General features: G+C 47.5%; 20 protein-coding genes. 9 read left to right on the forward strand and 11 right to left on the reverse strand.

What is annotated here, in order from left to right; all coding sequences use genetic code 11:
• Window positions 1-85 precede the first annotated feature (85 nt).
• The gene (locus tag MUK70_RS10010) at window positions 86-1,639 is read right to left on the reverse strand and encodes a SusD/RagB family nutrient-binding outer membrane lipoprotein (RefSeq protein ID WP_234656313.1); all 1,554 of its coding nucleotides are present in this window, start codon (window positions 1,637-1,639) and stop codon (window positions 86-88) included.
• A gap of 32 nt (window positions 1,640-1,671) precedes the next feature.
• The gene (locus MUK70_RS10015; RefSeq protein WP_234656312.1) at window positions 1,672-4,851 is read right to left on the reverse strand and encodes a SusC/RagA family TonB-linked outer membrane protein; all 3,180 of its coding nucleotides are present in this window, start codon (window positions 4,849-4,851) and stop codon (window positions 1,672-1,674) included.
• A 1,151-nt stretch (window positions 4,852-6,002) separates the two neighbouring features.
• Between MUK70_RS10015 and MUK70_RS10020 the strand changes: the two genes are divergently transcribed.
• From MUK70_RS10020 to MUK70_RS10045, 6 genes are all read left to right on the forward strand, one after another.
• Entirely contained in the window at window positions 6,003-6,245 is a 243-nt protein-coding gene (locus tag MUK70_RS10020; protein WP_234656311.1) for a hypothetical protein, read from the forward strand.
• Between the two features lie 45 nt (window positions 6,246-6,290).
• Window positions 6,291-6,665 (forward strand): hypothetical protein, encoded by a 375-nt coding sequence (locus MUK70_RS10025; RefSeq protein ID WP_234656310.1) that lies wholly within the window; start codon window positions 6,291-6,293, stop codon window positions 6,663-6,665.
• A gap of 92 nt (window positions 6,666-6,757) precedes the next feature.
• Window positions 6,758-8,671, forward strand: coding sequence for a glycoside hydrolase family 127 protein (locus MUK70_RS10030; RefSeq protein ID WP_234656497.1), 1,914 nt, complete (start codon window positions 6,758-6,760; stop codon window positions 8,669-8,671).
• Between the two features lie 80 nt (window positions 8,672-8,751).
• On the forward strand, window positions 8,752-10,149 hold the full coding sequence (locus MUK70_RS10035; RefSeq protein WP_234656309.1) for a sulfatase family protein: 1,398 nt from the start codon (window positions 8,752-8,754) through the stop codon (window positions 10,147-10,149).
• Between the two features lie 362 nt (window positions 10,150-10,511).
• Window positions 10,512-13,667 carry a TonB-dependent receptor gene (locus MUK70_RS10040; RefSeq protein WP_234656308.1) on the forward strand — a complete coding sequence of 1,052 codons (3,156 nt, stop codon included), beginning with the start codon at window positions 10,512-10,514 and terminating at the stop codon, window positions 13,665-13,667.
• 136 nt (window positions 13,668-13,803) lie between these two features.
• Complete coding sequence (locus MUK70_RS10045) at window positions 13,804-15,150, forward strand: alkaline phosphatase family protein (RefSeq protein ID WP_234656307.1); 1,347 nt, start codon at window positions 13,804-13,806, stop codon at window positions 15,148-15,150.
• A 51-nt stretch (window positions 15,151-15,201) separates the two neighbouring features.
• Here the strand turns inward: MUK70_RS10045 and MUK70_RS10050 are convergent, their stop codons facing one another.
• The 5 genes from MUK70_RS10050 to MUK70_RS10070 form a co-directional block, all read right to left on the reverse strand.
• Window positions 15,202-15,561, reverse strand: a complete 360-nt coding sequence (locus MUK70_RS10050; RefSeq protein ID WP_234656306.1) for a hypothetical protein — start codon at window positions 15,559-15,561, stop codon at window positions 15,202-15,204.
• Entirely contained in the window at window positions 15,540-15,977 is a 438-nt protein-coding gene (locus MUK70_RS10055; protein WP_234656305.1) for a HEPN domain-containing protein, read from the reverse strand. Before MUK70_RS10055 ends, MUK70_RS10050 begins: the two co-directional genes overlap by 22 nt.
• Window positions 15,978-16,160: 183 nt before the next feature.
• On the reverse strand, window positions 16,161-16,700 hold the full coding sequence (locus MUK70_RS10060; protein WP_234656304.1) for a hypothetical protein: 540 nt from the start codon (window positions 16,698-16,700) through the stop codon (window positions 16,161-16,163).
• A 119-nt stretch (window positions 16,701-16,819) separates the two neighbouring features.
• The gene (locus tag MUK70_RS10065; protein ID WP_234656303.1) at window positions 16,820-17,572 is read right to left on the reverse strand and encodes an esterase family protein; all 753 of its coding nucleotides are present in this window, start codon (window positions 17,570-17,572) and stop codon (window positions 16,820-16,822) included.
• A 1-nt stretch (window position 17,573) separates the two neighbouring features.
• Window positions 17,574-18,176 (reverse strand): GDSL-type esterase/lipase family protein, encoded by a 603-nt coding sequence (locus MUK70_RS10070; RefSeq protein WP_234607333.1) that lies wholly within the window; start codon window positions 18,174-18,176, stop codon window positions 17,574-17,576.
• A 226-nt stretch (window positions 18,177-18,402) separates the two neighbouring features.
• On the opposite strand from MUK70_RS10070, the gene MUK70_RS10075 reads away from it, so the two are divergent.
• On the forward strand, window positions 18,403-20,538 hold the full coding sequence (locus MUK70_RS10075) for a hypothetical protein (RefSeq protein ID WP_234656302.1): 2,136 nt from the start codon (window positions 18,403-18,405) through the stop codon (window positions 20,536-20,538).
• 7 nt (window positions 20,539-20,545) lie between these two features.
• Here the strand turns inward: MUK70_RS10075 and MUK70_RS10080 are convergent, their stop codons facing one another.
• The 4 genes from MUK70_RS10080 to MUK70_RS10095 form a co-directional block, all read right to left on the reverse strand.
• Entirely contained in the window at window positions 20,546-20,932 is a 387-nt protein-coding gene (locus tag MUK70_RS10080) for a DoxX family protein (RefSeq protein ID WP_234607335.1), read from the reverse strand.
• Window positions 20,933-21,075: 143 nt separating this feature from the next.
• Window positions 21,076-21,813: an SDR family oxidoreductase gene (locus MUK70_RS10085; protein WP_234656301.1), complete on the reverse strand. Its 738-nt coding sequence runs from the start codon at window positions 21,811-21,813 to the stop codon at window positions 21,076-21,078.
• Window positions 21,814-21,880: 67 nt separating this feature from the next.
• A complete protein-coding gene (locus tag MUK70_RS10090; RefSeq protein ID WP_234656300.1) occupies window positions 21,881-22,774 on the reverse strand; it encodes a helix-turn-helix domain-containing protein in 894 nt (297 codons plus the stop codon).
• A gap of 129 nt (window positions 22,775-22,903) precedes the next feature.
• Window positions 22,904-24,508 carry an arylsulfatase gene (locus tag MUK70_RS10095; RefSeq protein WP_234656299.1) on the reverse strand — a complete coding sequence of 535 codons (1,605 nt, stop codon included), beginning with the start codon at window positions 24,506-24,508 and terminating at the stop codon, window positions 22,904-22,906.
• Between the two features lie 278 nt (window positions 24,509-24,786).
• Here MUK70_RS10095 and MUK70_RS10100 point away from each other — a divergent pair, with 278 nt between their 5' ends.
• Together MUK70_RS10100 and MUK70_RS10105 are read left to right on the forward strand one after the other, a co-directional pair.
• Entirely contained in the window at window positions 24,787-25,737 is a 951-nt protein-coding gene (locus MUK70_RS10100; RefSeq protein ID WP_234656298.1) for a helix-turn-helix domain-containing protein, read from the forward strand.
• 78 nt (window positions 25,738-25,815) lie between these two features.
• Window positions 25,816-26,568 carry an SDR family oxidoreductase gene (locus tag MUK70_RS10105; RefSeq protein ID WP_234607340.1) on the forward strand — a complete coding sequence of 251 codons (753 nt, stop codon included), beginning with the start codon at window positions 25,816-25,818 and terminating at the stop codon, window positions 26,566-26,568.
• The last annotated feature ends 8 nt before the right edge of the window (window positions 26,569-26,576 follow it).

Here is a 26,576-nt window from a genome sequence, read left to right on the forward strand (position 1 = left end):
TTAATAGGATAATAAAAATGCAAAAATAAAACGCAACAGCGACCGACAGGCCGCCATTGCGTTTATATAATCTAATTTCCCTTAATTATTTATCCCACCAAAGTGATGTCGTAATATCGTCGTTGCCCTGGGCTTTTACGGCGTTCTGGTAGTTGACAAGGTTTACACTTTGTTCTTTTGGCGGGTAGTACAAACGAAGCGGAACCCCTTCTCCAAACAATGGCTGGAATTTGTAATCGGCCGTTTGTCCGTTGGCAGTCCTGCGCCAGACCACATCGCCCGGTTTTACAAGGAATGTCGGATAGCCGGTGCGGCGAATCTCGCTCCATGCCTCATCACCCTGCGTGTAAAGAGCCAGGTATTTTTGGTTCAAAACATTTGCCTTATCCGCTTTCGGAAGGGCTGCAATGTATGTCGCAATGTCGGCTGGTGCCACGCCCCATTTTTGCAGGGATGCTGTAACACCATTGATGTAAGCCTGCTGGTCCCAGTTTTTGTATTCCGAAACCAGGAAGGAAACTTCCGCATATTCCTGCAAAACCTCTCCATAGCTGGCTGCATTCACAGCTGCACCGGGGAGGCTTACATCCGTGGCTGTCAGCAACCCGGCAGCCGCCACGGGTAATCCGTAAGGCTGGCCTACGTATTCACCGGCCGCGTTTTTGGTCGCATATATCGGCAGTCTCGGGTCCTCGACCTTCACAGTACCCATCTCGCCTTTCAGCACATTGATCAGCACGTGTGAAACCGCGAAATCCTTCCGGTTGGCAGTCACCGTCGCGCGATAAAGCGGGGCTTCGTTCGGGGCGAGGGCCTGGTATTTGAATACTGCATTATCTGCATTGGAAGTGAAAACACCTTTTGCCAAAGCATCTTCAAAATGCGTTTTCGATTCTGCCGGAAGCTTGGTCCTGATCCGCGTAGCAATGCGCAGGCGGAGTGAATTTGCGAATTTGGCCCACAATTCATTTTTCCCTTTATAGATCACATCGTAATTACCAAATGTGGTCGCCGTTTTGTATTTGATCAAAGTATCACCAGCCGATTTCAGCTCGTTCAGAATATCCTGATAAATCTTTTGCTGGCTCGCATAGGCCGGGCTCAGGTTCTCCGGGTTTTGTTGCAAGGCCTGAAATTCAGGGTCCGGATTCCCATAAGACTGATAAGGAACATTACCGAAAGCATCGGTCAATCCCTGAAAAGCGTAGGCTTTCAAGATCCGCGCAATGGCAATCTGGTTGGCGTTCGTTCCGGCCACACCCGCCGCTGCCACATCTTTTTTAGCAGGATCGGTGTTCAGGATAATGATCTCATTCAGGTTGTTGAGCGCTTTGTAGGCATTACTCCAATAAGTGTCTGAATAAGCGCGGGGAATGTCGTAACGTGATTGGTCGCTGTAAATGTTCTGGCTGTAATATTGAGCAAATAACTGTGACCCGCGCAGCGAGAAATTCTCATTACGGATGTTATCGATCAGTTGCTTTTCAGCCGATAGCAGGATCGTCGTCGTCGTTGCGTTTTCGGGACGGTTCGGATCTTTGTTTATTTCCTCGAAATGGCTGTCGCTGCACGAAGCGAGCAATGTTACCATGCCAATGGCGAGGGAAAAGATGCCTTTTTGATATATGGACTTTTTCATTTTCTTCATTTTTGTCTTAATAATTAGCTGCCTCAAAACTTCACATTGACATTCAGACCGTAAGTCGCCGGCACCGGAATGCTTCCGCCTTCAAGACCCTGAATGTTGCCGCCGCTGCTCGTGAATTCGGGATCAATGTATTTACTGGCTGTGTAGATATTCACAAGGTTCCGCCCGTACAAGCCAAAATAGACCGACTTCACCGTTTTGTTGGCCAAAGGCAAGTTGTAACCGAATGTAATTTCCCGCAACTTCACGAATGTAGCATCGAAGATCGTTTGTGGCGTCGGCCCGCTGTATTCTCCCCGTGCCCAGGCTTGCGCCGTAATGCGCGTGTCGTTGACCGACGTGTTGGTCACTTCATAAGTCCCGTCCGCATTGTAGGTTACCGTTCCTTTTACGCCCTCCAGCACCACGCCGGTTTCACGCACATTGTTAGCGGCGGTTTTTTCCAGCACACCGGAGTACATGCCTACCTTGTATGTTTGTGAGAAGAATTTCCCTCCTACGCGGCCGTCCACCAGGAAGCCGAGGTTGAAGTTTTTATAGGTAAAGCTGTTTTGAAAACCGAAAAGATATTTTGGCAACACACTTCCCAGGGGCGTCAATTGCTGACCGCGTTCATAGGTTCCGTCCGCTTTGATGACCTTTTGGCCGTCCGCCGCATAAATAAAGTCGTTACCTAAAATCTGTCCGTAAGGCTGGCCTTCGCGCGCCACCAACGTTACCAGGCTGTTGGCTAGCTGAAATGTGTTAACGCCCGGTGCCAACTGGATCACCTTGTTGCGGTTGCGCGACCAGTTCAGGCTTGAATTCCACTCGAAACCATTCTGGCGGATCGGTGTGCCTGTCAATGTTACTTCTACGCCTTTGTTGTTGATCTTACCTGCATTGATCACCTTGGAATCATAGCCAAAAGCAGAAGAAACCGGGATGTTGATGATCTGGTTGCGGCTTACATTGTCGTAATAAGTCACGTCTAGCCCTACCCTGTTTTTGAACGCCTGAATGCTCAGACCTGTTTCCCACGAGCTGGTAATCTCAGGTTTCAAAGCCTGGTTATTGAGCTGATTTGGCAGTTTGTAGGACGCCAGTCCGTCAAAAGATTGCGTGGCTTCGTAAGCGCGTTGCAACTGGTAAGGATCTGTATCGTTACCCACTTGCGCCCAGCCCAAACGAACTTTCGCAAAATCCAGCCAGCCGATGTCTTTCACACCATTCAGTTCGCTCAGGATCAGACTCGTTGTTAAGGAAGGATATGCAAATGAGTTTTTACCGATCGGCAATGTCGATGACCAGTCATTACGCAATGTTCCGTCCAGGAAAAGCAAACTTCTGTAACCCAGCGAGAAGCTGGCAAAAAGTGAGTTGATCTGCTTGCGGTAAGCATTTGAATTGACCAGAACAGAACTTGCGTTTTTAAGATTATAATACTCGGGAATGATCAGACCGCCTTGTGTCACAGCATCACTGATGCGGCGTTTCTGGCTCATAATGTTTCCCCCGACATTCACATTCAAGGAGAAATCATCCCAGCTTTTGTTAGCCGAAGCCAGCAGCTCATAATTGAATTCGCTGAAATTATTGATGTATTCCTGGTACTGCGATTGGGTTCGGGAATAAACGGCAATGCGGTCCTGATATTGGTAATTGTAAACATCCGCATTCACTTTTCCGCTCACTTTCAGCCAGCTGTTCACGTCGTAAACCAGACCCACATTTCCGTAAAAACGATCCCTGTTTTCATCCAGATAGCTTTCATTGGCCGACCAGTAAGGATTATCGATAAACTTGGCGGCTTCTCCTGCCGGTGTGTTCTGATAGCCGCTGCGGTTCCACAAAATCTGCGTTCCGTCGGCCCGCTTATAGTTTTTCAGTTTATCATAATCCACCTGAACCTGTCCCCATTGAAACGCTTCCAGAATAATGTTCCGGTTGGTTGCGCCCGTCCATGGACGTCCGGTTGACTGGTTTTTGATGTAGTTGAAATTGTTATAAACCTTCAATTTACCCAGCTGCGTCGATCCTGAAAAGTTGATCGAATTCCGTTTCAACGATGAATTCGGCACCGTTCCTTTCACATTTTTATTGGTGTAGGAAAGGCGGTAAGTCGAGTTCGCATTTCCACCGCTGACAGACAGGCTGTTTGTATTGGCCACACCCGTCTCGAAGAATGAATGCACATCGTTTTTAGGATAGCTCCATGGTTGTGGTTTCAGGTATTCCGCTGTGTTTTCGGGATCCAGGTTATACCAATGCAGCACTGGCGTTCCATCCAGTTTCGGGCCCCAGCTTTCGTCTACCGCATATTCGGCAATGTTGTAATCCGTTCCACCTATCTTCGCCTGCTGGAATGTGCTCGAAAAACCGCCGCCATATAATTTTTGGCGCTTGGGCAACCGCACGATTTGTTCAAACTCGATGCCGGTGTTCAGCGTGATGTTCACTTTGCTGTTTTCCTTGCCCTTTTTGGTTGTGATCAAAATAACCCCGTTTGCCGCCCTGGTTCCGTAAAGCGCTGCCGCAGAAGGCCCTTTCAGTACCGAAATGTTCTCGATATCATCCGGATTAATGTCCTGGATCATGTTACCAACATCCTTTCCGCCACTTCCCGCGCTGGTAGCTGCGCTGTTCAGGTCCGCATTGTCGATCGGCGTCCCGTCGATGACGTACAGAGGCTGGTTATTGCCCGAAATGGAATTGATCCCGCGCAAAAGCACACGGGAAGACCCGCCCATGTTGCCGCCCGATGTTGTGACCTGCAAACCGGCAACTTTCCCGGAAAGCGCACTTAATGCGTTGGTAGGCCTCGTTTGTAAAGCTTCCCCTTTGATCTCCTGCACTGCGTAGCCCAGCGCACGCTTTTCACGCGAGATGCCGAGGGCGGTGACTACCACTTCGTTGAGGATCCTGGTATCGGCTTTCAGCGCGACAGCGATTTTGTTACTGTTGCCAATCGCCACATCCTGAGCCAGGTAGCCAATAAAGGAAACGACCAGTATGGAAGTTTCATCATTCACATTCAGGGTGAAAGAGCCGTCCGCATCTGAAAGTGTTCCGGACGAAGTGCCTTTTACGGCCACAGAAGCGCCCGGAAGCGGCGAGCCGTCGTTGGCATCCGTGATGATCCCGGTTATGACCCGTTGCTGGGCACTGACAAATCCCGTCACAAGAAATGTCAGCAAGAATAGATATAGAAACCGTGTTTTCATGAATTGTATTTTTGTAAGAGAGTTGATTTTAGGTTTGTAAAAATTACATAACACTTTTGTTGGCATTTAGTTTACGTTTGATCTTTTTCATGGGCAGATTCTAAAATTTTATTTGGCAAAAACTGTTTCAGCGAACGCAAATCGGACCTTCCGATTGAGATTCTTTTGCAAAGTTATTAAAAACACATTAAATATTTATTCTCTATGGATATAATAGAATAATAAATTTTATTTGTCTTATTCGTTGATTCAAACTGGCAACGCCGGGTCGGTAACAGACTGGCATAGCCTGAAATCGTGCAACCGTTGGTAACCAGCGCGTCACAGGAAAAAGAATTTAGTGTTGGTGGGACATACGAAGCGATTTTAGAGCTTTGTAAACTAACAAGCGGTTATTGGGACAACCTTAACTCAGACGGTGAAATTAATGAAGCACTTCTGAGAGACTGGTACCAGGACATATGCGGTTGATCCTAATCCTTTTATTTGGGGGGGGGTTAAAAACTGCAACTGAGGGCCAAGAAGATAACATTAAGAAAACCGAAGTATTTTTAGATGGGCGGACTATCATAAAAACCTTCAAGTGCCATTGCACTCCATCAATCTACAATGTAGCCTGAAAAATAATTCACGCAAAAAAGAGGCGTTTAGCACCTCTAAAACTTCCCGTACGCAATCTCCATCGCCTTATCTGGCTTTACTTATAATCCCAAACCTCTCGGCCTTTAAGATGATCGACGTAATACTTTCACTTATGAGTAAGCTCCGTTGATAAGCTGCGTGAAAACGAAGCTGCAAATCTATTGAATGGTCAAATAACCGATTCACATGCGAAAGGCTGTACGAGATTTCCATGGTGAATTATTGGATGGTAGAAATGTAAGTTACGCTATTTAACTTACTTATTTTCAGTAAATTAAAAATTTCGGAATAACAGTTACAAAAATATTGATCCCAAGTGACATATATAGTTGCTCAAAAAGCTTGCGGCCAATGATACTCATATGAGGAATGTGGCCCGGTCTGACAATAAAAGGTGGCAGTCAGAGCAAGTCGTTGACATTGCAACTCATAAAATATGTTAAAGATCTTATAAGTAATGCTTTACCAATTTTTTATCACTAGTTTGTGATGTTCGTAAAAAACTGGCTATGACTTGGGCGTTTTGGAAATATTATGTTGACTTAACAAAATTCAACCTGGCTATTTCCGTCATACTGGCCATTGTTATAGGCCCTTTCGGAGGAATTCTTCTATTTCTTACGGGCGGCATGGTCCTAAGTCTAATCGCCTATTCGGTTTTCCATGCGAACGAATATTACTTATACTATAACCTGGGCTTAACCAAGATGCGCCTGGTGGTAGCAAACAAATTGATTGCCTATCTTCCATAGGAAAGTTTTCTGCCTCGCGACATAAAAGTCAGAAATCTCATTTCAATGGTCTTTTCAGATGGGAAAAAGCAGAATCAAATTTTTTATTCGCCCAGTGTAGCTTCGTTTGAAAACAAGCGGGTCGGAGAACTATCTTTCGGTACGCAAAAGTATTTCGAGTTCCTGCTACTGGCCCATATGGAACATCCTTTCTTACTGCTGGATGAACCATTTTCTATGATAGATCCACTTTTTCATAATGTAATTAAGAATATTATTTCGTCTAAATTAGCCGATAAGGGTATTCTTCTTACCGACCACTACTATAACGACGTGTGGCAAGTCACAAAAAGAAATTATGTCCTGGTTGGTGGATCGATGCTTGAGGTGGAAACGAAAGCAGATTTAGCAATACATGGATATTTACCCGGTCGACAATAACTTTCTCGTTAACAGCGCCTTAACAGCGACTCACCATGCAACAGATCATTAACATAGCGCTTAGCGCCGCCAGCCTGTTTTGTTTGAATCTCATGGACAGCGATGTTTACGCCCAGCGCATACAGCCCGTCGGTTTTTCCGAAGTTTCGATTAATGACAATTTTTGGAAACCCAAACAGGAAAAAGTGGCGACAGCGACGCTGAATGCGTGTATTATTCAGACCGAGGAAAAATCGGGGCGCATCAGGAATTTTGAAAAAGTGGCGCGAAAGCAGGGAGAAAAGCACGAGGGAATTTATTATGACGACAGTGACGTGTACAAAGCCATTGAAGCCATGGCTTACTCGCTCAAAAACCGGCCCGACGCTGTTTTGGAAAAGAAAGCCGATGAGTGGATCGACAAGATCGCTGCGGCGCAGCAATCAGACGGTTATCTTAACACATATTACACGCTGACCGACATAACCCAGCGCTGGACCGACATGGAAAAGCACGAAGATTATTGCGCGGGACATTTGATGGAAGCAGCGGTTGCGTATTACAACACGACTGGTAAGCGAAAATTATTGGACGTCGCCATCCGTTTCGCAGACCACATAGACTCCACATTCCGCGTTACCAACCGGCCCTGGGTGTCGGGGCACCAGGAAGTTGAGCTGGCATTGATGAAAATGTATCATTTAACCGAAGAAGACAGATATCTCAAACTGGCCGACTGGTTTTTGGAACAGCGTGGTCATGGCAATGGGAAAGGCAAAATATGGGACGAATGGAAGGACCCTAAATATTGCCAGGACGACGTGCCGGTAAAACAGCAAAAAGAAATCACCGGTCACGCGGTGCGCGCCATGTATCAATACACCGGTGCGGCTGACGTGGCTTCCGTAACCCAGGACCCGGGTTATTTGAATGCGATGACCACGGTATGGGAAGATGTGGTTTACCGGAACATGTATTTGACAGGCGGAATAGGCTCCTCAGGGCAAAATGAGGGATTTACAGCCGATTATGATTTGCCAAACGGAACAGCATACAGCGAAACCTGTGCCTCCGTCGGCATGGTGTTCTGGAACCAGCGGATGAATGCACTGACCGGCGATGCCAAATATATCGACGTGCTGGAACGCAGCCTTTACAATGGTGCATTGGATGGGTTAAGTCTAACCGGCGACCTATTTTTCTATGGTAATCCCCTATCTTCCATCGGAAATAATGCCCGGAATGCATGGTTCGGAACGGCCTGCTGCCCTTCCAACATTGCCCGGCTGGTGGCTTCGGTGGGTGACTATATATATGGTAAAGCAGAAAACAAAGTTTGGGTAAACCTTTTTGTGGGCAGTAGCACGAGGTTTCAGATCGGGAAAACGAGCGTTCCGCTTCGTATGGAAACGGCTTACCCGTGGGACGGCAATGTCAAAATAACGATGACCCCAAGTCAGAAAGTAAAATACGCGCTAAACATCCGCATTCCCGGCTGGGCCGCGAACACAGCGGTTCCCGGCGAGCTTTACAGTTTTAAGATAGCTGGCACTGAGAAAGCGGAGATTTTACTCAACGGTAAATCCATCAACTATCAACTTGAAAAAGGTTATGCAGTGATCGACCGCACCTGGCAGAACGGCGATGAGATTGAGCTCAAATTTCCTATGGAAGTACGTCAGATCAAGGCCCGGAAGGAGGTAAAAGCGAATGAGGATCGGATTGCGCTGCAACGCGGGCCGCTTGTATACTGCGTAGAGGGTGCCGACAATGCGGGTGAAGTCTGGAACTTGCTGGTTCCGGAAAACCCAACATTCAGCACGGAAAATGGTCGGATTTTGGATGAACCGGTGATTGCCATAAAGGCGAACCTTTTGAAAGTTGAGGCCGCTGCGGACGGTTTAAGTGTGCAAGCGAAACCGCACATTGTCACGGCAATCCCTTATTATACCTGGGCTAACCGCGGCAAAGGTCCGATGCAGGTTTGGATGCCTTCCAAAATGAAGAATATCAGAATAGCGGAATAATGTCTGCCGCTATCCAACGCTGGCAAATTTGTACGCCAATTGACACTGCGGCGATGGTTCCAGCAATACTTTTTGTAAAAATGAAACCGCTTATCGGGATGAAAGGAATAAATCTGTGCAAAATTTCGGCAGGACTTTGGTTATTGTTTCAAGCGCTGCCGGTAACCGCGCAACGCAAAGAGGCAGAAAGGAGCAAGTCGCAGCCCAACGTCATCATCATTCTCACCGACGATATGGGCGTGGGTGACCTCAGCGCATTCGGAGGCACCATCGTGCCGACACCCAACATCGACAAACTTGCAGCAAACGGATTGAAGCTTACACATTATTATAGCGGTGCGCCTATTTGCTCCCCGTCCCGTGCCAGTATACTCACCGGAATGCAGCCAGGAAAGTGGAATTTTGTGACATATCTTGACAAAAAGAGTCACAACAAAGACGCCGAGCAAATTGATTTCCTGAATCCCAAAGCACCTTCAATGGCGCGGTTCTTTAAAAACGCAGGCTATGTAACCGGTCATTTCGGGAAATGGCACATGGGCGGCGGAAGGGATGTCACCGACGCCCCGAAGTTTGACCAATACGGAATCAACGAGCACGCAAGCACCTACGAAAGCCCCGAACCAGACCCGCTGCTCACGGCTACAAACTGGATCTGGTCGGATAAGGACAGCATTAAAAGGTGGAACCGCACCGCCTATTTTGTGGATAAAACATTGGATTTCATGAACCGTCACAGGGCGCAGCCATGCTTTGTAAACCTCTGGCCCGACGAAGTCCACACGCCTTGGGTGCCGAAGCCAGACGCAGGTGAAGAGACATTAAAGCCGCAGTCGGAAGCCGCTTTCAAACGCGTCCTCCAAGAATACGACATCCAGATCGGTCGCCTCATCGACGGACTGAAAGCAAGCGGGCTTTTAGAAAACACCATCATTATTTTCACCAGTGACAACGGCGCGCTCCCAACTTTCGGTTCGCGAAGTGGCGGGTTCCGCGGCTCAAAACTCTCGTTATACGAAGGAGGAATCCGGATGCCTTTCATCGTGAGCTGGCCGGGACACATTCCGGCTGGAACAACGGACGACCGGTCCGAGCTTCACGCGACCGACCTGCTGCCCACATTATCCAAACTTTCCGGCGTCACACTGCCAGCTGCTTACCAGAGCGACGGCGTTGACCGGTCGGCGGTTTTACTGGGCAAACCATCATTCCGAAAAAAGGAAATGTTCTGGGAATATGGCCGCAACACCATCGCCTACGCCTACCCCAAAGGCACAGATAAAAGCCCTCAACTGGCAGTACGGTCTGGTGAATGGAAGCTGCTCATGAACCATGACCGCAGCAATGTGGAGCTTTACAACATTATTAAGGACCCGGCAGAAGCCAGTAATGTTGCCGCGACAAAAGCCAGTAAGGTGAACGAACTAAGTGAAAAGTTACTCGCCTGGTGGAAATCGTTGCCAAAGTTGGGTGAGTAGCATTTGCTGCAAGAAACAGGCAACCAAGTGTTTTGAAATAAAAGCCCTTATTCCAAATTAAGCACATTCGCACCCAGCGGTTGCTCGGTAACCCGTTCCAGTCTCTTGTCGTGAACCGTAATGATAATCTCAACCGAGCCGGTGCCTCGCTCATCGAAGCGAGCTATATAATTGTGCCGTTGACCAACGCTGCTTTATTTCATAACAACACATCCCGTCCGCCTCAGAAGGTTAATTAATGGTTAATCCACCGTTAACACAGCCTTAACATTGTCTGTCTACTTTTGCGGCGTTAATCTCCCCGCCCTGACAAGGCAACTTTTTTTTCCAATCACAACTATTACTCAATTAACTCACCAAAAATGAATCGATTAATTACCGGACTAATTGTGGCATTCGCAATGGTCGTCTGTTCTGCCAATTTGTATGCGCAGGGCAACGAAGCAACCATCATCGGGAAAGTCACCGAAGTAAATGCAGGCCCGATCCCGGGCGCGACCGTACTGGTCAGAAACGAATCTACCGGCTTCCAGGCCGGAACGGTTACGGACATGAATGGCGACTACATTATCAAGCAATTACCGCTTGGCTCACCTTACTCCATCACGGTTTCCTTTATTGGTTTTGGAGAACAGAAGAAAACAGGATACGCATTAAACCAGGGCGATCAGCTGAGACTGAACTTCGCAATGGAAAGCAGCGCCAACGAGCTTCAAGCTGTGGATATCAAAGCTAACTCATTGAAAAACACGGTCGTAACCTTAGGTGCATCAACGCAGATTACAGCGAAAGACATCACTAAATTACCTGTAAACGGACGTAACTTCACCTCGCTGGTAGACCTTTCGCCTTTGAGCAACGGAACCAGTTTGGGCGGACAACTTGCGTCTTCTACCAACTTTACGATTGATGGTATGACTTCGCGCGGAACAATCGCCGGTGGGTCTACTCAGAGCGCATATTCCATCTCAATGGAAGCAATTCGCGAGTTTAAGGTTGTAACCAACGAATACGACGTAACCATGGGCCGCGCGGGTGGTGGTACGATCAGTACAGTTACAAAATCCGGAACCAACAAGCTTTCGGGAAGTGCATTTACATTTATGCGCAACGACAATCTTTCAAGTCCATATGATTTGAGGGGAAATAAAAGAGTGCAGGATTTTTCTACCTTCCAGTATGGAGCTTCTTTGGGTGGAGCAATCAAAAAGGATAAAGCGCATTTCTTTGTAGCATGGGATCACCAGGCTGATTCACGTCCGTTATACATTGCAAACATTCAGTCAGCAGCTGACGAAGCTGCCAATAAGGTGACTCAGGAAACTCTGGATAACTTTCTGGATATCGCAAGATCAAAGTATGGCGTTTCTAATGGCCCTCAGTTTGGCGCTTTTGGCAAAACAAAAGGAACGGACGCCGTATTTGCAAGAATCGACTGGCAGTTGAATTCCAAAAACCTGCTAACCATTCGCGATAACTTTGTAAGAGAAAACGACCTCCTGTCCGAAGGCGATAACACAAGCATCAATGCTTACGAATCTTACATTGACCGTAAAAAGTTTGATAACAGCTTAATGTTGTCTTTACGGACTATTTTGAACCCAAAAGCAACAAACGAGCTGAAATTGCAGCATTTCTACGAAGATGTGGCCGTTATTCCAAGTCCTGAACTTCCATCAGATGGGATCCCCCGCGCAATCGTTGAAAACGTACAATCTGTTTCAGGAACGAACAATTACAATACTTCCATTCAGATTGGTGGCCAGCGTTTCTCGCCCGAATGGTTCAAAGGAAATGTAGTTCAGTTGGTTGATAATTTTTATTACAACACAGGAAGGATCAACTTTACTTTCGGTCTTGACCTGATGTACAACCGCATGAAGTCGCGTTACGGAAGCGAGATGAACGGTCGTTTTTACTTCACAGGTTTGGAGAACTTCAACAACATGACGCCATATCGTTATGCAAGAGAAATCAACCTGCTTGATGATCCTAGCAATGTTGTAAATTCTCTGGCGACAGGTCTTTACGTGCAAATGGACACAAAACTGGCGCTGGGTCTGGAAATGATGGCAGGTTTGCGTTTGGATAACACGCAGTACTTGAATAAAGCCAATTTCAGCCAGGTTGTTTTTGACGAACTGGGCTTGCGTACTGATAATGTGATCAATACAACGCAGTTACAACCACGTGTGCAGTTTACCTGGGACGTGAATGAGAAAAGCAAGGACATCGTTCGTTTGGGTGCGGGTGTTTTTGGCTCGGCTTTGAACCCTTACTCGATGATCAACAACATGTTGTTTGACGGAACAAGGGTTGCTTCGGTTGAAATTCAGGGTGACCTGGTTCCGAAACCAAACTTCCCCGGCTACCGCGCAGACCCTTCCACAGCACCAGGCGCAGAGCTTTTCGACATTCCTGGCATTGAAAGATTGGTAACGATTAACACCAACAGCAAAGACGCGAAAATTCCGGTTGTTTATAAAACCAACTTCTCTTACAACCACTTTTTCAGCGACCGTCTGCGTGTGGGTGTGAGCGGATATGCTTCATGGGCGCGTAACAACTATATGTATGTAGACCGCAATATGGTAGAAGATCCTTTCTTCCGCATCGCGGCAGAAGCGAATCGTGGCGTATTTGTGCCCGCTGAAAGCATTAACCCTAAAAACGGTGCAACCAACTGGTTGAACAGCCGTAAGACCAAAAATGTGGGCCGCGTGCTGGAATTGAACAGCGAAGGAAAGAAAGACCAATATGCAGTGGTGATCGACGGAACGTATCGTTACTTCAAAGACGGACAGATCACTGCTTCTTACACTTGGAATGATTCGAAAGACAACACTTCCTACAATGGAAACGTAGCCAACACGGCAACGCTTGATTTGATGGTGGCTGATGATCCGCGAGATTTGAGCAAGATGAATTATGCCAACAACCAGTTCCGCAGCAAAATCGTATTCTACGGAACAGCGCCAAGCATTTACGGTGTAACAATTGGTCTTCGCTACTCAGGAATCGGCGGAACGCGCTACTCGATGGCAGTAAGCGGTAACATGAACGGTGACTTCGTATCCTCGAATGACCTGGCTTACATTTACAATCCAAACAGCCCCGAAACACCAGAATACATCCGCAAAGGCATCCAGGCTATCCTGGATAATCCGGAGGCAGAGCAAAGCATTAAGGACTATATCAACAGAGATATGGGCAAAATGGCTGAGCGTAACGGTGGTATCAATGATTTCTACGGTGTATTTGACTTGCGCCTTGCGAAACGTTTCAGACTGTTTGGTGACCATGGTCTTGAAGCTTCTGTTGACGTCTTCAATGTCGCCAACCTTTTGAACAAAGATTGGGGCGTTGGTTACAACCTCGGTAAACAGAACCTTTACTCGATCAAAAGCTTCGATGCTGCAACAAAGCAGTATGTCTACAATCTCGGCGCCGGAACCGGTGTATCCAGCTTGAATGGTAACCCTTACCAGATCCAGCTTGGTTTGAGATACGGGTTTTAATTCTTTGCCTTTGTCACGCTGAGCGGAGTCGAAGCGAATGTGAGAAGCATCTTACATTCGCTTCGACTCCGCTCAGCGTGACAAGGGTGCTTCAATTTTCAGCAGAATGAACTGATTAGAAACAATGCCAAACACAGTGAAGAAACTAATTACCTCCATAGGTCTCATTGCACTCTCCCTAAACGCATTCGCGCAAGATTCGCACGTTGTCCTGATCAGCATTGACGGATTAAGGCCGGAGTTTTACAAAGATCCGAACTGGTCCATGGTAAACCTGCGCCAGGGCATGCAGACCGGAGCGTATTCCGATGGCGTCACCGGCGTTTTCCCAACCGTCACTTACCCTTCCCACACCACTATTATCACTGGCGTGAAGCCCATCAAGCACGGCGTTTATTACAACACGCCTTCCGAGCCGCTGGAAGTTACCGGCAAATGGATATGGGATTACAGCACCATTAAAGTCCCTACCCTGTTTAGTGTAGCCAAAGAAAAAGGCTTGAAAACGGCTTCGGTTTTTTGGCCGGTTTCTGTGGGTAGCCCGGCCACTTACAACATTCCCGAGTTTTGGTATTTACCTGAAACAAAAGGCGGAAAACGCAATATGACAAAAGCGCTTTCCGAAAATTCTTTCCCAAAAGGTCTGTATGAAGAGATCCAGCAGAATGCTACCGGAAAGCTTGAAGAAATTGATTTTGACGGCGATTACCTGAGCATTGACGATAATATGTCACGTATCAGCAGTTATCTGATCCGCCAGTACAAGCCTTCATTTCTAGCTGTGCACCTGGTTGCTGTTGACCATTTCGAGCACGAACAGGGACGCGACGGCGACAAAGTGAGGGCTTCTCTTTCGAGCGTTGATCGGGGCATTAAGGCAATCATCGAAGCCACTGAAAAAGCAGGCATCAGAGAAAACACAACATTCATTATTACGGGCGACCACGGTTTTGTAGACATCCACACCGCCATCGCACCCAACATTCTATTAGCCAAAGCCGGACTTTACGATCCGAATAACAAGGCAAATTGGAAAGCCTATTTCCACAGCGCAGGCGGTTCGGCATTCTTACATTTGAAAGATAAAAATGATACAAAAACGCTCGAAAAAGTAAAACAGGTTTTGGATCAGCTTCCAGTCAACCAAAAAAACCTTTTCGCCGTTAAAGACCGCGCAGCACTGGACGCAGTCGGTTCTGACCCTAATGCATCCCTGGCCATCGCGCCCGTCCAGGGAATTACCATCAGCGGAGCCGCAACGGGCGATTTCCTGCGCGCTTCAAGCGGAGGAACCCACGGCTTCTTCCCCGACTTCAAGGAAATCCAAACCGGCTTCGTAGCATTCGGCAAAGGCATCAAACCCGGCGCAGTTGTGCCCGAAATGAGCTTGCAGGATATCGCCCCACTTGTCGCAAAGCTATTAGGATTAGATTTCCCTAGTGCGGACGGGACGTTGTATCCGGGATTGTTGTTGAAGGAGTAGGATTGTTTAGAAGATGTAAAAAGAGCTTCCTCATTGATGGGAAGCTCTTTTTTATGCAACGCTATGAAGATCAGGAATAAAATCACACTCAATATAACTCGAATCAAAACTTTCAAAATCATAAAAGGAGCTAGCCTTCAACTCGTCTATATTATTATACACTCGAACTCGGTCGATGGCCATTTTCTCCGCATCATTCAAACCTTTGTACAAAGCATCAAATATAATTCTGGTTTTCCTCGAAGAAGACTCCTCATTAACAAGAGACGGAGCGCTTACGCCCAATGTAAATGAGTTAGAAGATAGCCCGCGATAGGCTGGTGCAAGTCCAAACTGATCAATATGTAACCCGTTTACTCTCTCGGCGTTAAATACATCGTTTATACTTTTTACCAGTGATTTCTTATCCATGCTAATAAAGTTTTTGAGTGACTTAAAAAATCATTCGCTGCTTGCTCAGTACAACCAAAATCATACCTTCTTTGTTCACTCCACTGGGACACTTCAGACCAGGCTGCTGCAAAACCTGAATCACTTATCTTTTTTATGTTAAACTCACGCTTTAATCCGGATAGTATAAGCAAATCTGTAAGGTTATGTGTTAAAAACGCGCTTGAAACCTTTGGAGATATGTCCTTCTGATTACTGTTACGTGACTGGTCAAACATTTCAACATCAAGTCGTGAACAGATTACTGCTTTAAGAGCAAATTCAATTGCATAACCTGCTAAGTAGAATACTCCTGCATGCTTTGAATTCTCCAAAAGGACCTCTGCTTCTAATATTCTTTCATTAGCCAGGGTTTTTAATTGCAATGCTGTCGCCAAATGTTACACAGTTTGAAAAATAATTAACAGATCTGCAAGAAAACGCTCCATTTTAGCCAGATTCATCCGCGCCATATACAAAAATAGCGGTGCTCACGCACCGCTATTTTTATTGGGAGCAAAGCAAACCTAAGCGGAATGCTTCAAAAATTCAAAATCATTTTTCCACCGGCAAATAAATCATTATTTAAACATCTTAGTCAGATCATTCAGATCCACGTCACCGTCGCCGTCTTTGTCAAGGCCTAGCTTGGCGCCCATGCTGCCGAGATTTCCGCCTAAGCCGCCGGATGATGTATTGCTTCCGCCGAGGTTGCCGCCTCCGAATCGGCCGCCGGTCAGTGAGCCTAACAATCCGCCCAAGTCCAGTCCGCCGGCTCCGCCTTGTCCGCCGCGGTTGGCCATTTTGGCTAGGACGACCGGAATGATCGCAGCTGCGATCGACGCCGCTGTGCCGCCATTGATGCCGAATTTCTGCATAATGTTGCCCGCGAAATTGTTTGAGATTTGCTGCACGGCCGGATTGCTTTCCGCGTGTCCGCTCTGCACCGATTCGAACAGGCTATTGACCTGATCCGGCTCTTTGATATTACTCAAACCATCCACTATGGACGACTGAGCTTCCTGCATAACGGCCTCGTTGTGCTCGTTTGGCACTTCGTTATTCTCAACAACTGCCTGTTGTCCGTTTTGTTTTATCAGATTAAACAATTCATCAAGCATGGTTTTTCAGTTTTGATTTGAAATTTCAAATGTTAAACAAACCATGCCAATTCAATGCACCTGACCCTGGGACGCTCTTATATGCAGCCGAAAACGACGATTTTGCAGGAGTGTGCTCCCTACAAATACAACTTAACCATCTCGCGCCAATAACGCGGTCTGTGTGCCTCTTCATCCCAGATGTACAGTTTGTGCGGCACGCCTATATTCGATAACGCGTAACTCAACCGCTCGTTATCCGCCAGAAACGAATCTTCGCGACCGATTACCAGCGTAATGTCAATTTTCCTGATCTGTTGCAAAAGCCTTTCGTCACAAATGCCGGGCACGAAATGGTTGGGCATATTGTAGTAAATGTTCTCATCGAAATAGCCGTCAAACAGGTCCGCGAAAAAAGGCAGGGGTTTGGTGAGGTCGTAGCGGGCGCTCATGCCTACTATTTTGGTAAAAAGAGTGGGGTGTTTCAATCCAATGTTCACAGCATGATAGCCGCCCAGGCTGCATCCCGTAACCGTGAGCTGCTTCGATTTATTTCTTTTTCTGATGAAAGGGATAACCTCCGTCAAAATATATTGCTCGTATTGCAAATGTCTGAGGATGCGCTGATCAGGGGACCGTGCTGAATAGAAACTCTCCTGATCAACACTGTCCACACAGAAAACCTGGATTTCCCGATCGTTAATCCGCTCGCGCATGGCCTCAATGATTTTCCAGTTTTCCAGATCGTAGAAGCGTGCCGCCCGGGTTGGAAAAAACAAAACTGGAACACCTCCGGACCCGAAAACGAGCATTTCCATATCTCTGTTCAGGGCAGGGCTGAACCATTTCTGGTACGCTCTCTCTATGGCAACGGGAGGCGATTGGCTCATCATATTAATCATTGGTTGGGAGATTTAACGCGTTCCGTATTTCCTTTGTCCACACTGCATATCCGGCTGGACTGAGGTGCAGGCCATCCTGTTCAAAAAATCCTCTGACCGGTGTGCCCTGCACGTCCAGCATGGCCGGAAAAATATTAATGTAATGCTGATTTGGATCTCCATTGATCTCATCCAGGATCAGCCTGTTTGCTGTCCTGATCTGAGCGATGATCTCCCAACGCTGCAAACTCGGCTTAATACTGATATAATAGCATGGAATGTCCCCGAATTTTTCCCTGATCTGTCCGATAAGCTGCCGGTAATACAGGCAAACTTCCATAGGGTTGCGGCCATCACCCAAATCATTGTCCCCGGCATAAATGATAACGGTTTTAGGAGCGCTGATCTGCGCCATGATCCTGTTGAAGAACCAGGAACAAGCCGCCAGTGTGGATCCCCCAAAACCGAGATTAACAGGTTTGATATCCTCGAAATCTGTATACAATGTAGTCCAGAGCGTAATGCTGGAACTGCCGTAAAACAGCGTTTCCGGCTGAAAAGGCAGCTTTTCAGATTCTTTTTCAACCCGCTGCACTTCGTCTTCGTACCAATTCATAAGCGATGTAATGTTAACCTAATCTGACTTCTTAAAATTACGATCCTAATGTTATGCGGTTGTGAACTTCACCCGTTCCAATGTTACATTTTGCATGCCATACCGCATTCCATCACAGCCAAAATCATTTTAATCAAATAAAGCACCAGTTGCCAGCGAGTAGCCTCTTTGCAATGGCCGGAAGTATAAAGTGTATTCGTTTACGTAAACCCTCCTATTCAACTTCATGAAACCGCTCTTTTACTGGTGCCTCCTTTTGTCATCCCATCTGCTGGCGCAATCCGTGCCAAACCAGAAATTTGTTCAGGAAGTGGTGACCCTGCACACCTCCGCGACGGGCTTGCCGGACGGAAAAGTGAACCACATTACATTAATGAACAACCAGCCGATTGCTTCCGTTGCAGGGAAATCAACAAAGTTTAATGATGGTAAATGGACTGCTGTTGCTGCGGGAAAAGCATTATCCCAGCCTCCCATACCCAACATTCAGGGGACAAAAGTATTAGCGGGCGTCCCCTACAAGAATGGGTGGGCGATCGGCTGTGAAGACGGTTTGTATTTTTATCAAAAAGGAAAAAGCCCCGAAAGGATCTTCCCAAAAAATGAACATTATAGCTGGTCGCTCAGACATGTTACTGCATTGGTTATGGATTCCAAGAGCCGGCTATGGTTTGGTTCCGAAGAAGGCGTCGGTTACCTGGACGGAGATAAATGGAAGTTGTTTACCGGAAAAGAGGGCCTGCCCTACAACCAGTTTACCTGCGCCGCGGCCGGTCCTGATGGCCTTGTGTGGTTTGGGACAAATAAAGGAGCTATTGAAGTAGATCAGGATCAGTTCAAATATCGTTTCAGCCGCCGCTGGCTCCCCGACGATCAAGTGAATGCGATTGCGGTGCAGACGGATAATGGCACCGCATGGATTGGGACAGACAAAGGCATCAGCCAGATCACCCGCCAGTCGCTATCACTCGAAGAAAAAGCACAGCACTTCACAAAACAGGTCGAAGAACGCCATAACCGGATGGGTTTTGTGGCGCAAAGCCATTTGAAGGAACAATTTAACATAGCAACTTCCGAAGTCGCCATTTCAGATAACGATGGCATGTACACCTCCATGTACGGGGCTGCGCAAGCATTCCGATACGCTGCTACCGGCGATCCGGAGGCGAAAGCATTGGCAGACAGGAGTTTCAAAGCCTGCAAATGGCTCGTGGACATTACCCATGAAAAGGGCTTCCCGGCACGTGTGATAATTCCTGTGGACTGGCCTGAAAAAGTAAATGAAATTTACAGCCGCGAGGACAACCTCCGCAACCAGCAGCACGATCCAATGTGGAAAGACATTTACCCCCGTTTCCCTAAAAGCAAAGACGGAAAATATTACTGGAAATGCGATACAAGCTCGGACGAACTGGCCGGACATTTCTTCTTTTACGGCATTTATTATGATCTGGTTGCGAAAACCGAGGAAGAAAAACAGGCTGTGCGGGATGTTGTCGGTGACATTACCGACCATTTGATACGACATGGATACAAGCTCGTGGACCACGATGGCAAGGTGACGCGCTGGGGCGATTTTTCTCCTGAATATTTCAATTCTGTGTATGGTTATGATCAGCGTGGACTTAATTCGGCAGTAATGCTCTCATTCCTGAATGTAGCCAGGCACGTTACGGGCGATAAGAAGTACGATGCCGAGGCAAAAATCCTCCGGGATAAATACAACTATCACATTAACGCCCTGCATCCAAAGGAGTTTTTCCCTCCGGAAAACGTCGTTCCCTGGGACAACAACATTTGTTTAATGAGCCTTTACGGATTAATCAATTATGAAACGGACCCTTCGCTGTTACTCATGTACCGGCAAGGATTGGAAGTGGCATGGCAGCACATCAGCAAGCAAAAAAACGCATTCTGGGATGCGATCTATGCAGCGCTGGCAAATCGCTTCACCCAGCAGGCCGATCAGAAAATGTTTGAAAACAAAGGACTTTTTCCCGAGAACAGATTATATGCCTCGAAAGTCGTAAAAGCCCATTACAAAGGCAATTACCGCACCGGCTTCATTCTCGAAAACCTGCAAAAAATACCGCTCGACCTCATCGGATACACCATGGATAACACCCATCGCCTCGACGTCGTTTTTGACGCTTCTCCCTTGCAGGATAAAAACATCGGATGGCGCACCGACGGTTATGCATTACCCATCGACGAGCGCGGCCACGTAAGACAAGACCGCGACGGTTTCGCCCTGTTAGCCTCAGAAGGAGACGGCCACGACGAACACGAAGGAACATTCTTCCTCCTGCCTTATTATATGGCTTATTATCACGGCTTGCTGGAAGTGGGTGAAGCGAAGTAAAACAGGATTACTTCCGGGTGCTTCCCAGCGCCCACCACACGAGTACAGGCTGAAAAAATAGTCTGATGAACCGCTTCTTGTCCGTATCCAGGCCGAAGGCGCTGCGTTTATTGACATATTGAGCAATGTTTCCCGGAAAAACAGCCGTGAAGAACGCCGCGGCAAGCCGTCCTACATTTGCGCGGTGCTTTTTGGGAGCCACGATTAAAGCACTGCCCATAGCGATTTCGGCAACACCGGAATAAACGACGGTGTCGTCCTTTTTAAGCGGGACAAAATCAGGGACTTGCGCCTGGAATTCTCTTCGTGCAAATGTAAGGTGGCTGATGCCGGCATATACTAAACTTGCTCCCAACAGGATGCGGGCGGCTGTTTTGATATCTTTTTCTTTCATTGTTTTCAGTTTATAGCAGGTTTACAAATACTGTTCCCCGAAAAATGCATGAAAAGCAAAATGCCGGTGAAGCGCGTTCACCGGCATTTTGAGCATTTAAAAATCAATGAAGTTCAGATCTTAAAATACATTGCTGAGACATTTTACCAGGGACTAATGCCCGTTTCAGGCGCATTGTCATCACTAAAAAACTGGCCCGTTGGCCCTTCGGAACCTAACATGGCCGCTTTTACCACCCTGGCCGCCGCATCCGGCACAGTTCCCGGACCCGAATGGTGATTGAAGTCCGTGGCGGTGTAACCGGGATCAACCGCATTTACTTTAAATGCCGTGTCGCGTAAGTTGTGCGCCAGAACGATGGTGTAGGCATTGAGCGCAGCCTTGGAAGCCACATAAGCAGTTGGCTTGGCCTCGTAATATTTCCATGCCGGATCATTATGCAATGTGAGTGACCCCAAGCCGGAAGTTACATTGACGATCCTGGGTTCCGGCGACTGTCTTAACAGATCAATAAATGCCTGGGTTACCGATATTACGCCAAAAAAATTGGTTTCAAACACCTGCCTGAAAACGTCAACATCCGTTTCGAGCGCTGTTTGCGGGAAGCTGCCTGCTACCCCGGCGTTGTTGACCAGCACGTCCAGCGAGTTGATTTTCCCTCCCAAAATCCCGCGCGCAGCTTGTATGGATTCAATGCTATCCACATCGATCTCAATGGCTTCCACCTGATCAAACCCCTCAGCGCGAAGCTGGCCGACCGCCTCCTGGCCTTTGTTCAAATCCCTGGACCCGAGATACACATAATATCCTTGTTGTAATAATTGCCTGGCCGTTTCAAAGCCAATGCTTTTGTTTGCTCCTGTTATCAGTACTGTTTTCATATTTCGTTTGTTTAACAGCACAAAACTACTGCCAACTTCCTTCGCCGCTGGAACACATCCTGCGGTATTAATGGTACATTTCGCGGATGCTGGCCCGAAACTCGGCCGGCGTCTGGCCCGTTTCACGTTTGAAGAAGCGGTTGAAATACGATGCTTCGGCAAAACCCAGATCAAAGGCTATTTCTTTGGAAGAATAATTTGTGTGAAAGAGCAGGCGGCGTGCCTCGAGCGTCAGCCGTTCGTGAATGTGCTTGATGGCTGGTTTGCCGCTTTGCATTTTGACTTCCTCGCTCAGGTGCCCCGCTGAAATATGCAGCAGTGAAGCGTATTCACCAACCTCGTGGAGTTCCCGGAAACATTCATTGACTTTGGACAGAAAACTTTTCAGGAGCATTTTATCAGCAGAGATCTCCTTTTCCTTGTACTGCTCCACGTAGAGGCGGCTGAGATATGTGAGCAGCACGCTCAGGTAAGCGCCCAACATGCGTTGCTGCCATTCACCAGGATTTCGGTATTCTACATTGATTTTCGCCAATAAATCCTCCACAAACTGCCTATCCGACTCGGTAAGCGCCAGCTTATGGCCGCCTTGGGGATTCCGGATGACTGGAAGCTTGCTTAATGATGCACTTTCCTGCAAAGACAAAAATTCATCTGTAAAGGCAATACCCGTAGCCCATAATTTCGCAAACCCCTCTTTTACAATGATTTGATTTGGCGCTGAAAAGTAAACCATGTTATCTTGAAGCGTAAAGGGTGCCATATCGAGCCACTGCCGCGTGCCTCCTGCCTGCCTGATCAAAACGAACAGATAATGGTCCTTCCGGTGCGGAATGAGAAGGTCCGCGTGATGGGGCGGATTGCCTTCGAAATTATAAACCCGGAAATGTTTGTTCCCTCCCGGCTCCTCCGCCTCTAAATCATAGACGGGCACCTGCAACGCATCGCTTAATATTTGCATGGATTAAAATTAGGGAATTTTGGCACGCAATGCTCTTTTCGGGACAAGAAGACGTGTATTCGCAGGCAAAAAAATGGCTTCTTCCCGCGACCTTATTGTTTCAAAAAGCGCGATTGTTGGATGAAGCCGTTATTTAATCAAATCCCAGTCAACAACCCCCACGCGTTTCGCCCATTCCAAATATTGCTTTTCAAGCTCTTTTACTTTTGCTGGTAACTTACCAGCGAGATCATTGGTCTCCGTTCTGTCCACTTGCAAATCATAAAGTTCCCAGGGCTGATGAATCTCGGCGACGAGTTTCCAACGTCCGCTTCTGATCGCGCGACTGCCCTCGTGCTCCCAGAAGAGCGTCCGGTTAACCGTTCCGCTGCGCTTATTTATGTTCTGATGCGCTGTTAAAGTCGACTTCAAGCTGTTCCCGGGCAATGCGGTTAGTTCCTTGCCAGCCAGCTTCCTGGGATATTGGAGCCCGGCCCATTCCAGACAGGTCGGCAGCAAATCTATCAAATGCCCGATTTGGCTGCTGGAAGTCCCAGCCGCGATCTGCCCTGGAAACCAGGCGATAAATGGCGATGCAATGCCACCCTCATGCGTATTTTTTTTAAACAATCTAAACGGAGTATTGCTCGCATTGCCCCACTCGGGATAATAGCTGTCAATGGCGTTGACCGAGCCGGGCGTACCATTCTTCTGGGTTACATAATTCCAGTCTTTCACAGTATCGCCGCTGCCACCATTGTCAGAGACAAAAATGACAAGCGTGTTTTTATCCTTCTGAATGTCTTTAAGTTTGGTCAGAATCTCTCCTACGCCACGGTCCATGCGATCGATCATCGCCGCATAGATGGCCATACGGGTATCCCACAGGTCTTTTTCCACACTCGTCAGCTTTTCCCATTCACTGGCTCCCTGATACCGGGACGACAGCAGCCATTGTTTGTCGATAATGCCGAACTGCTTCTGCCGTTCAAAACGCTGTTTGCGCAGCGCATCCCAGCCTTCCATGTACTTTCCTTTGTACTTGGCAATGTCCTCGGGCGGAGCTTGTATAGGCCAGTGAGGAGCCGTGTAGGCAACATAAAGGAAAAACGGGTTTTTGCTGGATTTAACTTCATCCAAAGATTTTACCGCAAAATCCGTGATCGCCTGGGTCAGGTAGCGCGATGTATCCTGGCGCTCTATTTTTTGGCCGTTCAAGAGAAAGTTGACGGTGCGCCCATCGTTGTAAATTGGCTCTGAGTTGAAATAGCTGCTTCCGTTATTGAGCATTGTGAATGATTTGTCGAAGCCGCGGTTATGCGCCAGTGCCGATGGCACAAGTCCTACATGCCATTTACCCGAGATAATGGTGTTATAATCTTTGGTTTTTAGCAGCTGGGCAATGGTCGCACTGTTCTCGCTCAGGTAACCCTGATAGGCCGGGGAACCTTTATCCTGAACCATGTCCCCTATGCCGGCCTGATGCGGATACAGGCCGGTAAGCAAAGCCGCCCGAGACGGACAGCAGCGACCACTATTGTAAAACGATGTAAGCTTAATGCCCTCCCTGGCCAACCTGTCCAGATTGGGCGTACTGATCTCAGAGCCGAAACAGCCCAGATCGGAAAACCCGAGGTCATCTGCCAAAATAATAATTATGTTTGGATGTTGGCTTTTATCCTGCGCCCGTACAGACGTAACGCTCAAAAACAGCAGCAAAAGTTGTAAAAACCGGAATCTTAAAGTATTCATCATAAGCATTCAATGGGCCACCGGCTTGATGACCTGTTTGTAATTCATATTTCGATCTGGGTTGTTCATGGTAATGAGCTCATCTGGATATCGGATAGGCATAAGCAAGGAGGTGGCATTTTTGAGTGGTGGTTGTGGTGCAAATTTAAATAAACTGTTTAGTCTACCAATTTGATAGTTTATTTTTTAAGCAAATTTTTTCTCCCTGGCAATGTGCGCATAGAAACATTCAGCGGTCGGCATGTGTTTTTTTGTTAAATTTGATTTTTACAAAAAATATTATGAGCTCGACCTCTTTTGAAAATCTTTGTGAGCGCTTGTCCAGTGGCGCTTCGCGGGATCTCAGCGCATTGTTACCTGATGGAATCCAGCACGAAGCAGGACATTTCAATGTATTTAATTTCACCGAGATCTCACAAACAACACGTGAAAAACCAACGGTCCCCTATCCTTGCCGCGCATTTTATAAAATCAGCTTCCTGACGGGACGTTCACGGGCCGACTACCCGGACCGCACCATTGAGATCACGCAGCCGACACTGATCTTCACAACGCCGAAAACACCTTTCAACTGGCTGCCTATCGGTAAGCAAACGGGGCAATTTTGTGTCTTCTCAGCGGAATTTCTTCACCCGACGAAAAGTGGCGTAATCCTGGACGAACTGCCCATCTTTAAATCGCCCGAGCACCCTGTTTATGCATTGTCGGAACCGGATGCGGCGCGTGTACAAAGCATATTCGAGAACATGGAAGCAGAAATCGCGTCCAACTATGCTTATAAATATGATCTCATGCGCGCCTATACGCTCGAACTCATCCACATCGGCCAGAAGCGGCAGTCCACCACCATGCTGCATCCTAATCACAGTGCATTTGCCCGCACCACTTCCCTTTTTATTGAATTACTGGAAAGACAATTTCCACTTGAAAACCCCCAACATAAAATCGCGTTACGCACGGCAAAACAATATGCCGATCACCTCGCGGTCCACGTGAACCATTTGAACAAAGTGCTCAGAGAAACCACAGGACTAACTACCACTGAACTCATTTCCGGGCGGATTGTGCAGGAAGCCAGGGCATTGCTACTCCACACCGACTGGACCATTGCCGAGATCGCGGATTGTCTCGGATTTTCTGACTTCGCCCATTTTGCCAAATTCTTCAAGAGTGAAACTTCCTTTTCCCCAGGTGCCTTTCGGCGCCAGACAGAAAGTTCGAATTATACATAAAATTGATTGTGAAGCACAAACTGGCATATGCGCTTTTCACGGACATTTGTATCGTTTTAAAAATTAATACAAAAAGTCATGACAACGCAAAAAATCGCAATCATTACCGGCGGAAGCCGTGGTATCGGCAAAGACATCGCATTAAACCTTGCCACAAAAGGAACCGATATATTACTAACCTATCGCAGCAACAAAACAGAAGCCGACGCAACTGTGGCCGCAATCCAATCACTTGGCCGCAAGGCTGTTGCATTACCATTGAATACAGCCGAAACCAATGGCTTCGACACCTTTTTCGAACAGGCGAATGCAGCATTAACGTCCACATTCGGAACAGATCGGTTTGATTTCCTCATCAACAACGCCGGAACAAGCTTAACGGCCCCCGTCACCGAAACGACCGAGGAACATTTTGATGAAATGATGAACATCCATCTTAAAGGCGTTTATTTCCTTACCCAAAAAGCGTTGCCGCATCTTCGCGACGGTGGCCGCATCGTAAATCTATCTTCGGCCACCTCGCGCCAGAGCTTTGCAGGCGCATCGGCCTACGCGATCATGAAAGGCGCCGTAGACGTGTATACGAGATATCTTGCCCTTGAACTGGGTTCGAGGGGAATTAATGTGAATGTAGTCGCGCCAGGGGCTATTTTTGGCGGCGGAGCCATGCAGGATTCCCCCGAAATAAGGGCCTTTGTCCAAGGCATTACTGCACTGAACAGGGTCGGACTGCCGGATGACATTGGTGGCGTAGTCGCCTTTCTTTGCAGCGAAGACGCCAAATGGGTCAATGGTCAGCGCATTGAGGTGACCGGCGGCGTAGGGCTGTAACACGCCTT

It is taken from the genome of Dyadobacter chenwenxiniae (assembly GCF_022869785.1).
GTDB classification, from domain to species: domain Bacteria; phylum Bacteroidota; class Bacteroidia; order Cytophagales; family Spirosomataceae; genus Dyadobacter; species Dyadobacter chenwenxiniae.

What these genes read in the sequence shown, in the direction of transcription:
- MUK70_RS10010 (WP_234656313.1), bottom strand. Translation starts at nt 1,639, where the DNA reads ATGAAAAAGTCCATATATCAAAAAGGCATCTTTTCCCTCGCCATTGGC.
- MUK70_RS10015 (WP_234656312.1), bottom strand. Translation starts at nt 4,851, where the DNA reads ATGAAAACACGGTTTCTATATCTATTCTTGCTGACATTTCTTGTGACG.
- MUK70_RS10020 (WP_234656311.1), top strand. Translation starts at nt 6,003, where the DNA reads ATGACTTGGGCGTTTTGGAAATATTATGTTGACTTAACAAAATTCAAC.
- MUK70_RS10025 (WP_234656310.1), top strand. Translation starts at nt 6,291, where the DNA reads ATGGTCTTTTCAGATGGGAAAAAGCAGAATCAAATTTTTTATTCGCCC.
- MUK70_RS10030 (WP_234656497.1), top strand. Translation starts at nt 6,758, where the DNA reads ATGGACAGCGATGTTTACGCCCAGCGCATACAGCCCGTCGGTTTTTCC.
- MUK70_RS10035 (WP_234656309.1), top strand. Translation starts at nt 8,752, where the DNA reads ATGAAACCGCTTATCGGGATGAAAGGAATAAATCTGTGCAAAATTTCG.
- MUK70_RS10040 (WP_234656308.1), top strand. Translation starts at nt 10,512, where the DNA reads ATGAATCGATTAATTACCGGACTAATTGTGGCATTCGCAATGGTCGTC.
- MUK70_RS10050 (WP_234656306.1), bottom strand. Translation starts at nt 15,561, where the DNA reads ATGGATAAGAAATCACTGGTAAAAAGTATAAACGATGTATTTAACGCC.
- MUK70_RS10060 (WP_234656304.1), bottom strand. Translation starts at nt 16,700, where the DNA reads ATGCTTGATGAATTGTTTAATCTGATAAAACAAAACGGACAACAGGCA.
- MUK70_RS10065 (WP_234656303.1), bottom strand. Translation starts at nt 17,572, where the DNA reads ATGATGAGCCAATCGCCTCCCGTTGCCATAGAGAGAGCGTACCAGAAA.
- MUK70_RS10070 (WP_234607333.1), bottom strand. Translation starts at nt 18,176, where the DNA reads ATGAATTGGTACGAAGACGAAGTGCAGCGGGTTGAAAAAGAATCTGAA.
- MUK70_RS10075 (WP_234656302.1), top strand. Translation starts at nt 18,403, where the DNA reads ATGAAACCGCTCTTTTACTGGTGCCTCCTTTTGTCATCCCATCTGCTG.
- MUK70_RS10080 (WP_234607335.1), bottom strand. Translation starts at nt 20,932, where the DNA reads ATGAAAGAAAAAGATATCAAAACAGCCGCCCGCATCCTGTTGGGAGCA.
- MUK70_RS10085 (WP_234656301.1), bottom strand. Translation starts at nt 21,813, where the DNA reads ATGAAAACAGTACTGATAACAGGAGCAAACAAAAGCATTGGCTTTGAA.
- MUK70_RS10090 (WP_234656300.1), bottom strand. Translation starts at nt 22,774, where the DNA reads ATGCAAATATTAAGCGATGCGTTGCAGGTGCCCGTCTATGATTTAGAG.
- MUK70_RS10095 (WP_234656299.1), bottom strand. Translation starts at nt 24,508, where the DNA reads ATGATGAATACTTTAAGATTCCGGTTTTTACAACTTTTGCTGCTGTTT.
- MUK70_RS10100 (WP_234656298.1), top strand. Translation starts at nt 24,787, where the DNA reads ATGAGCTCGACCTCTTTTGAAAATCTTTGTGAGCGCTTGTCCAGTGGC.
- MUK70_RS10105 (WP_234607340.1), top strand. Translation starts at nt 25,816, where the DNA reads ATGACAACGCAAAAAATCGCAATCATTACCGGCGGAAGCCGTGGTATC.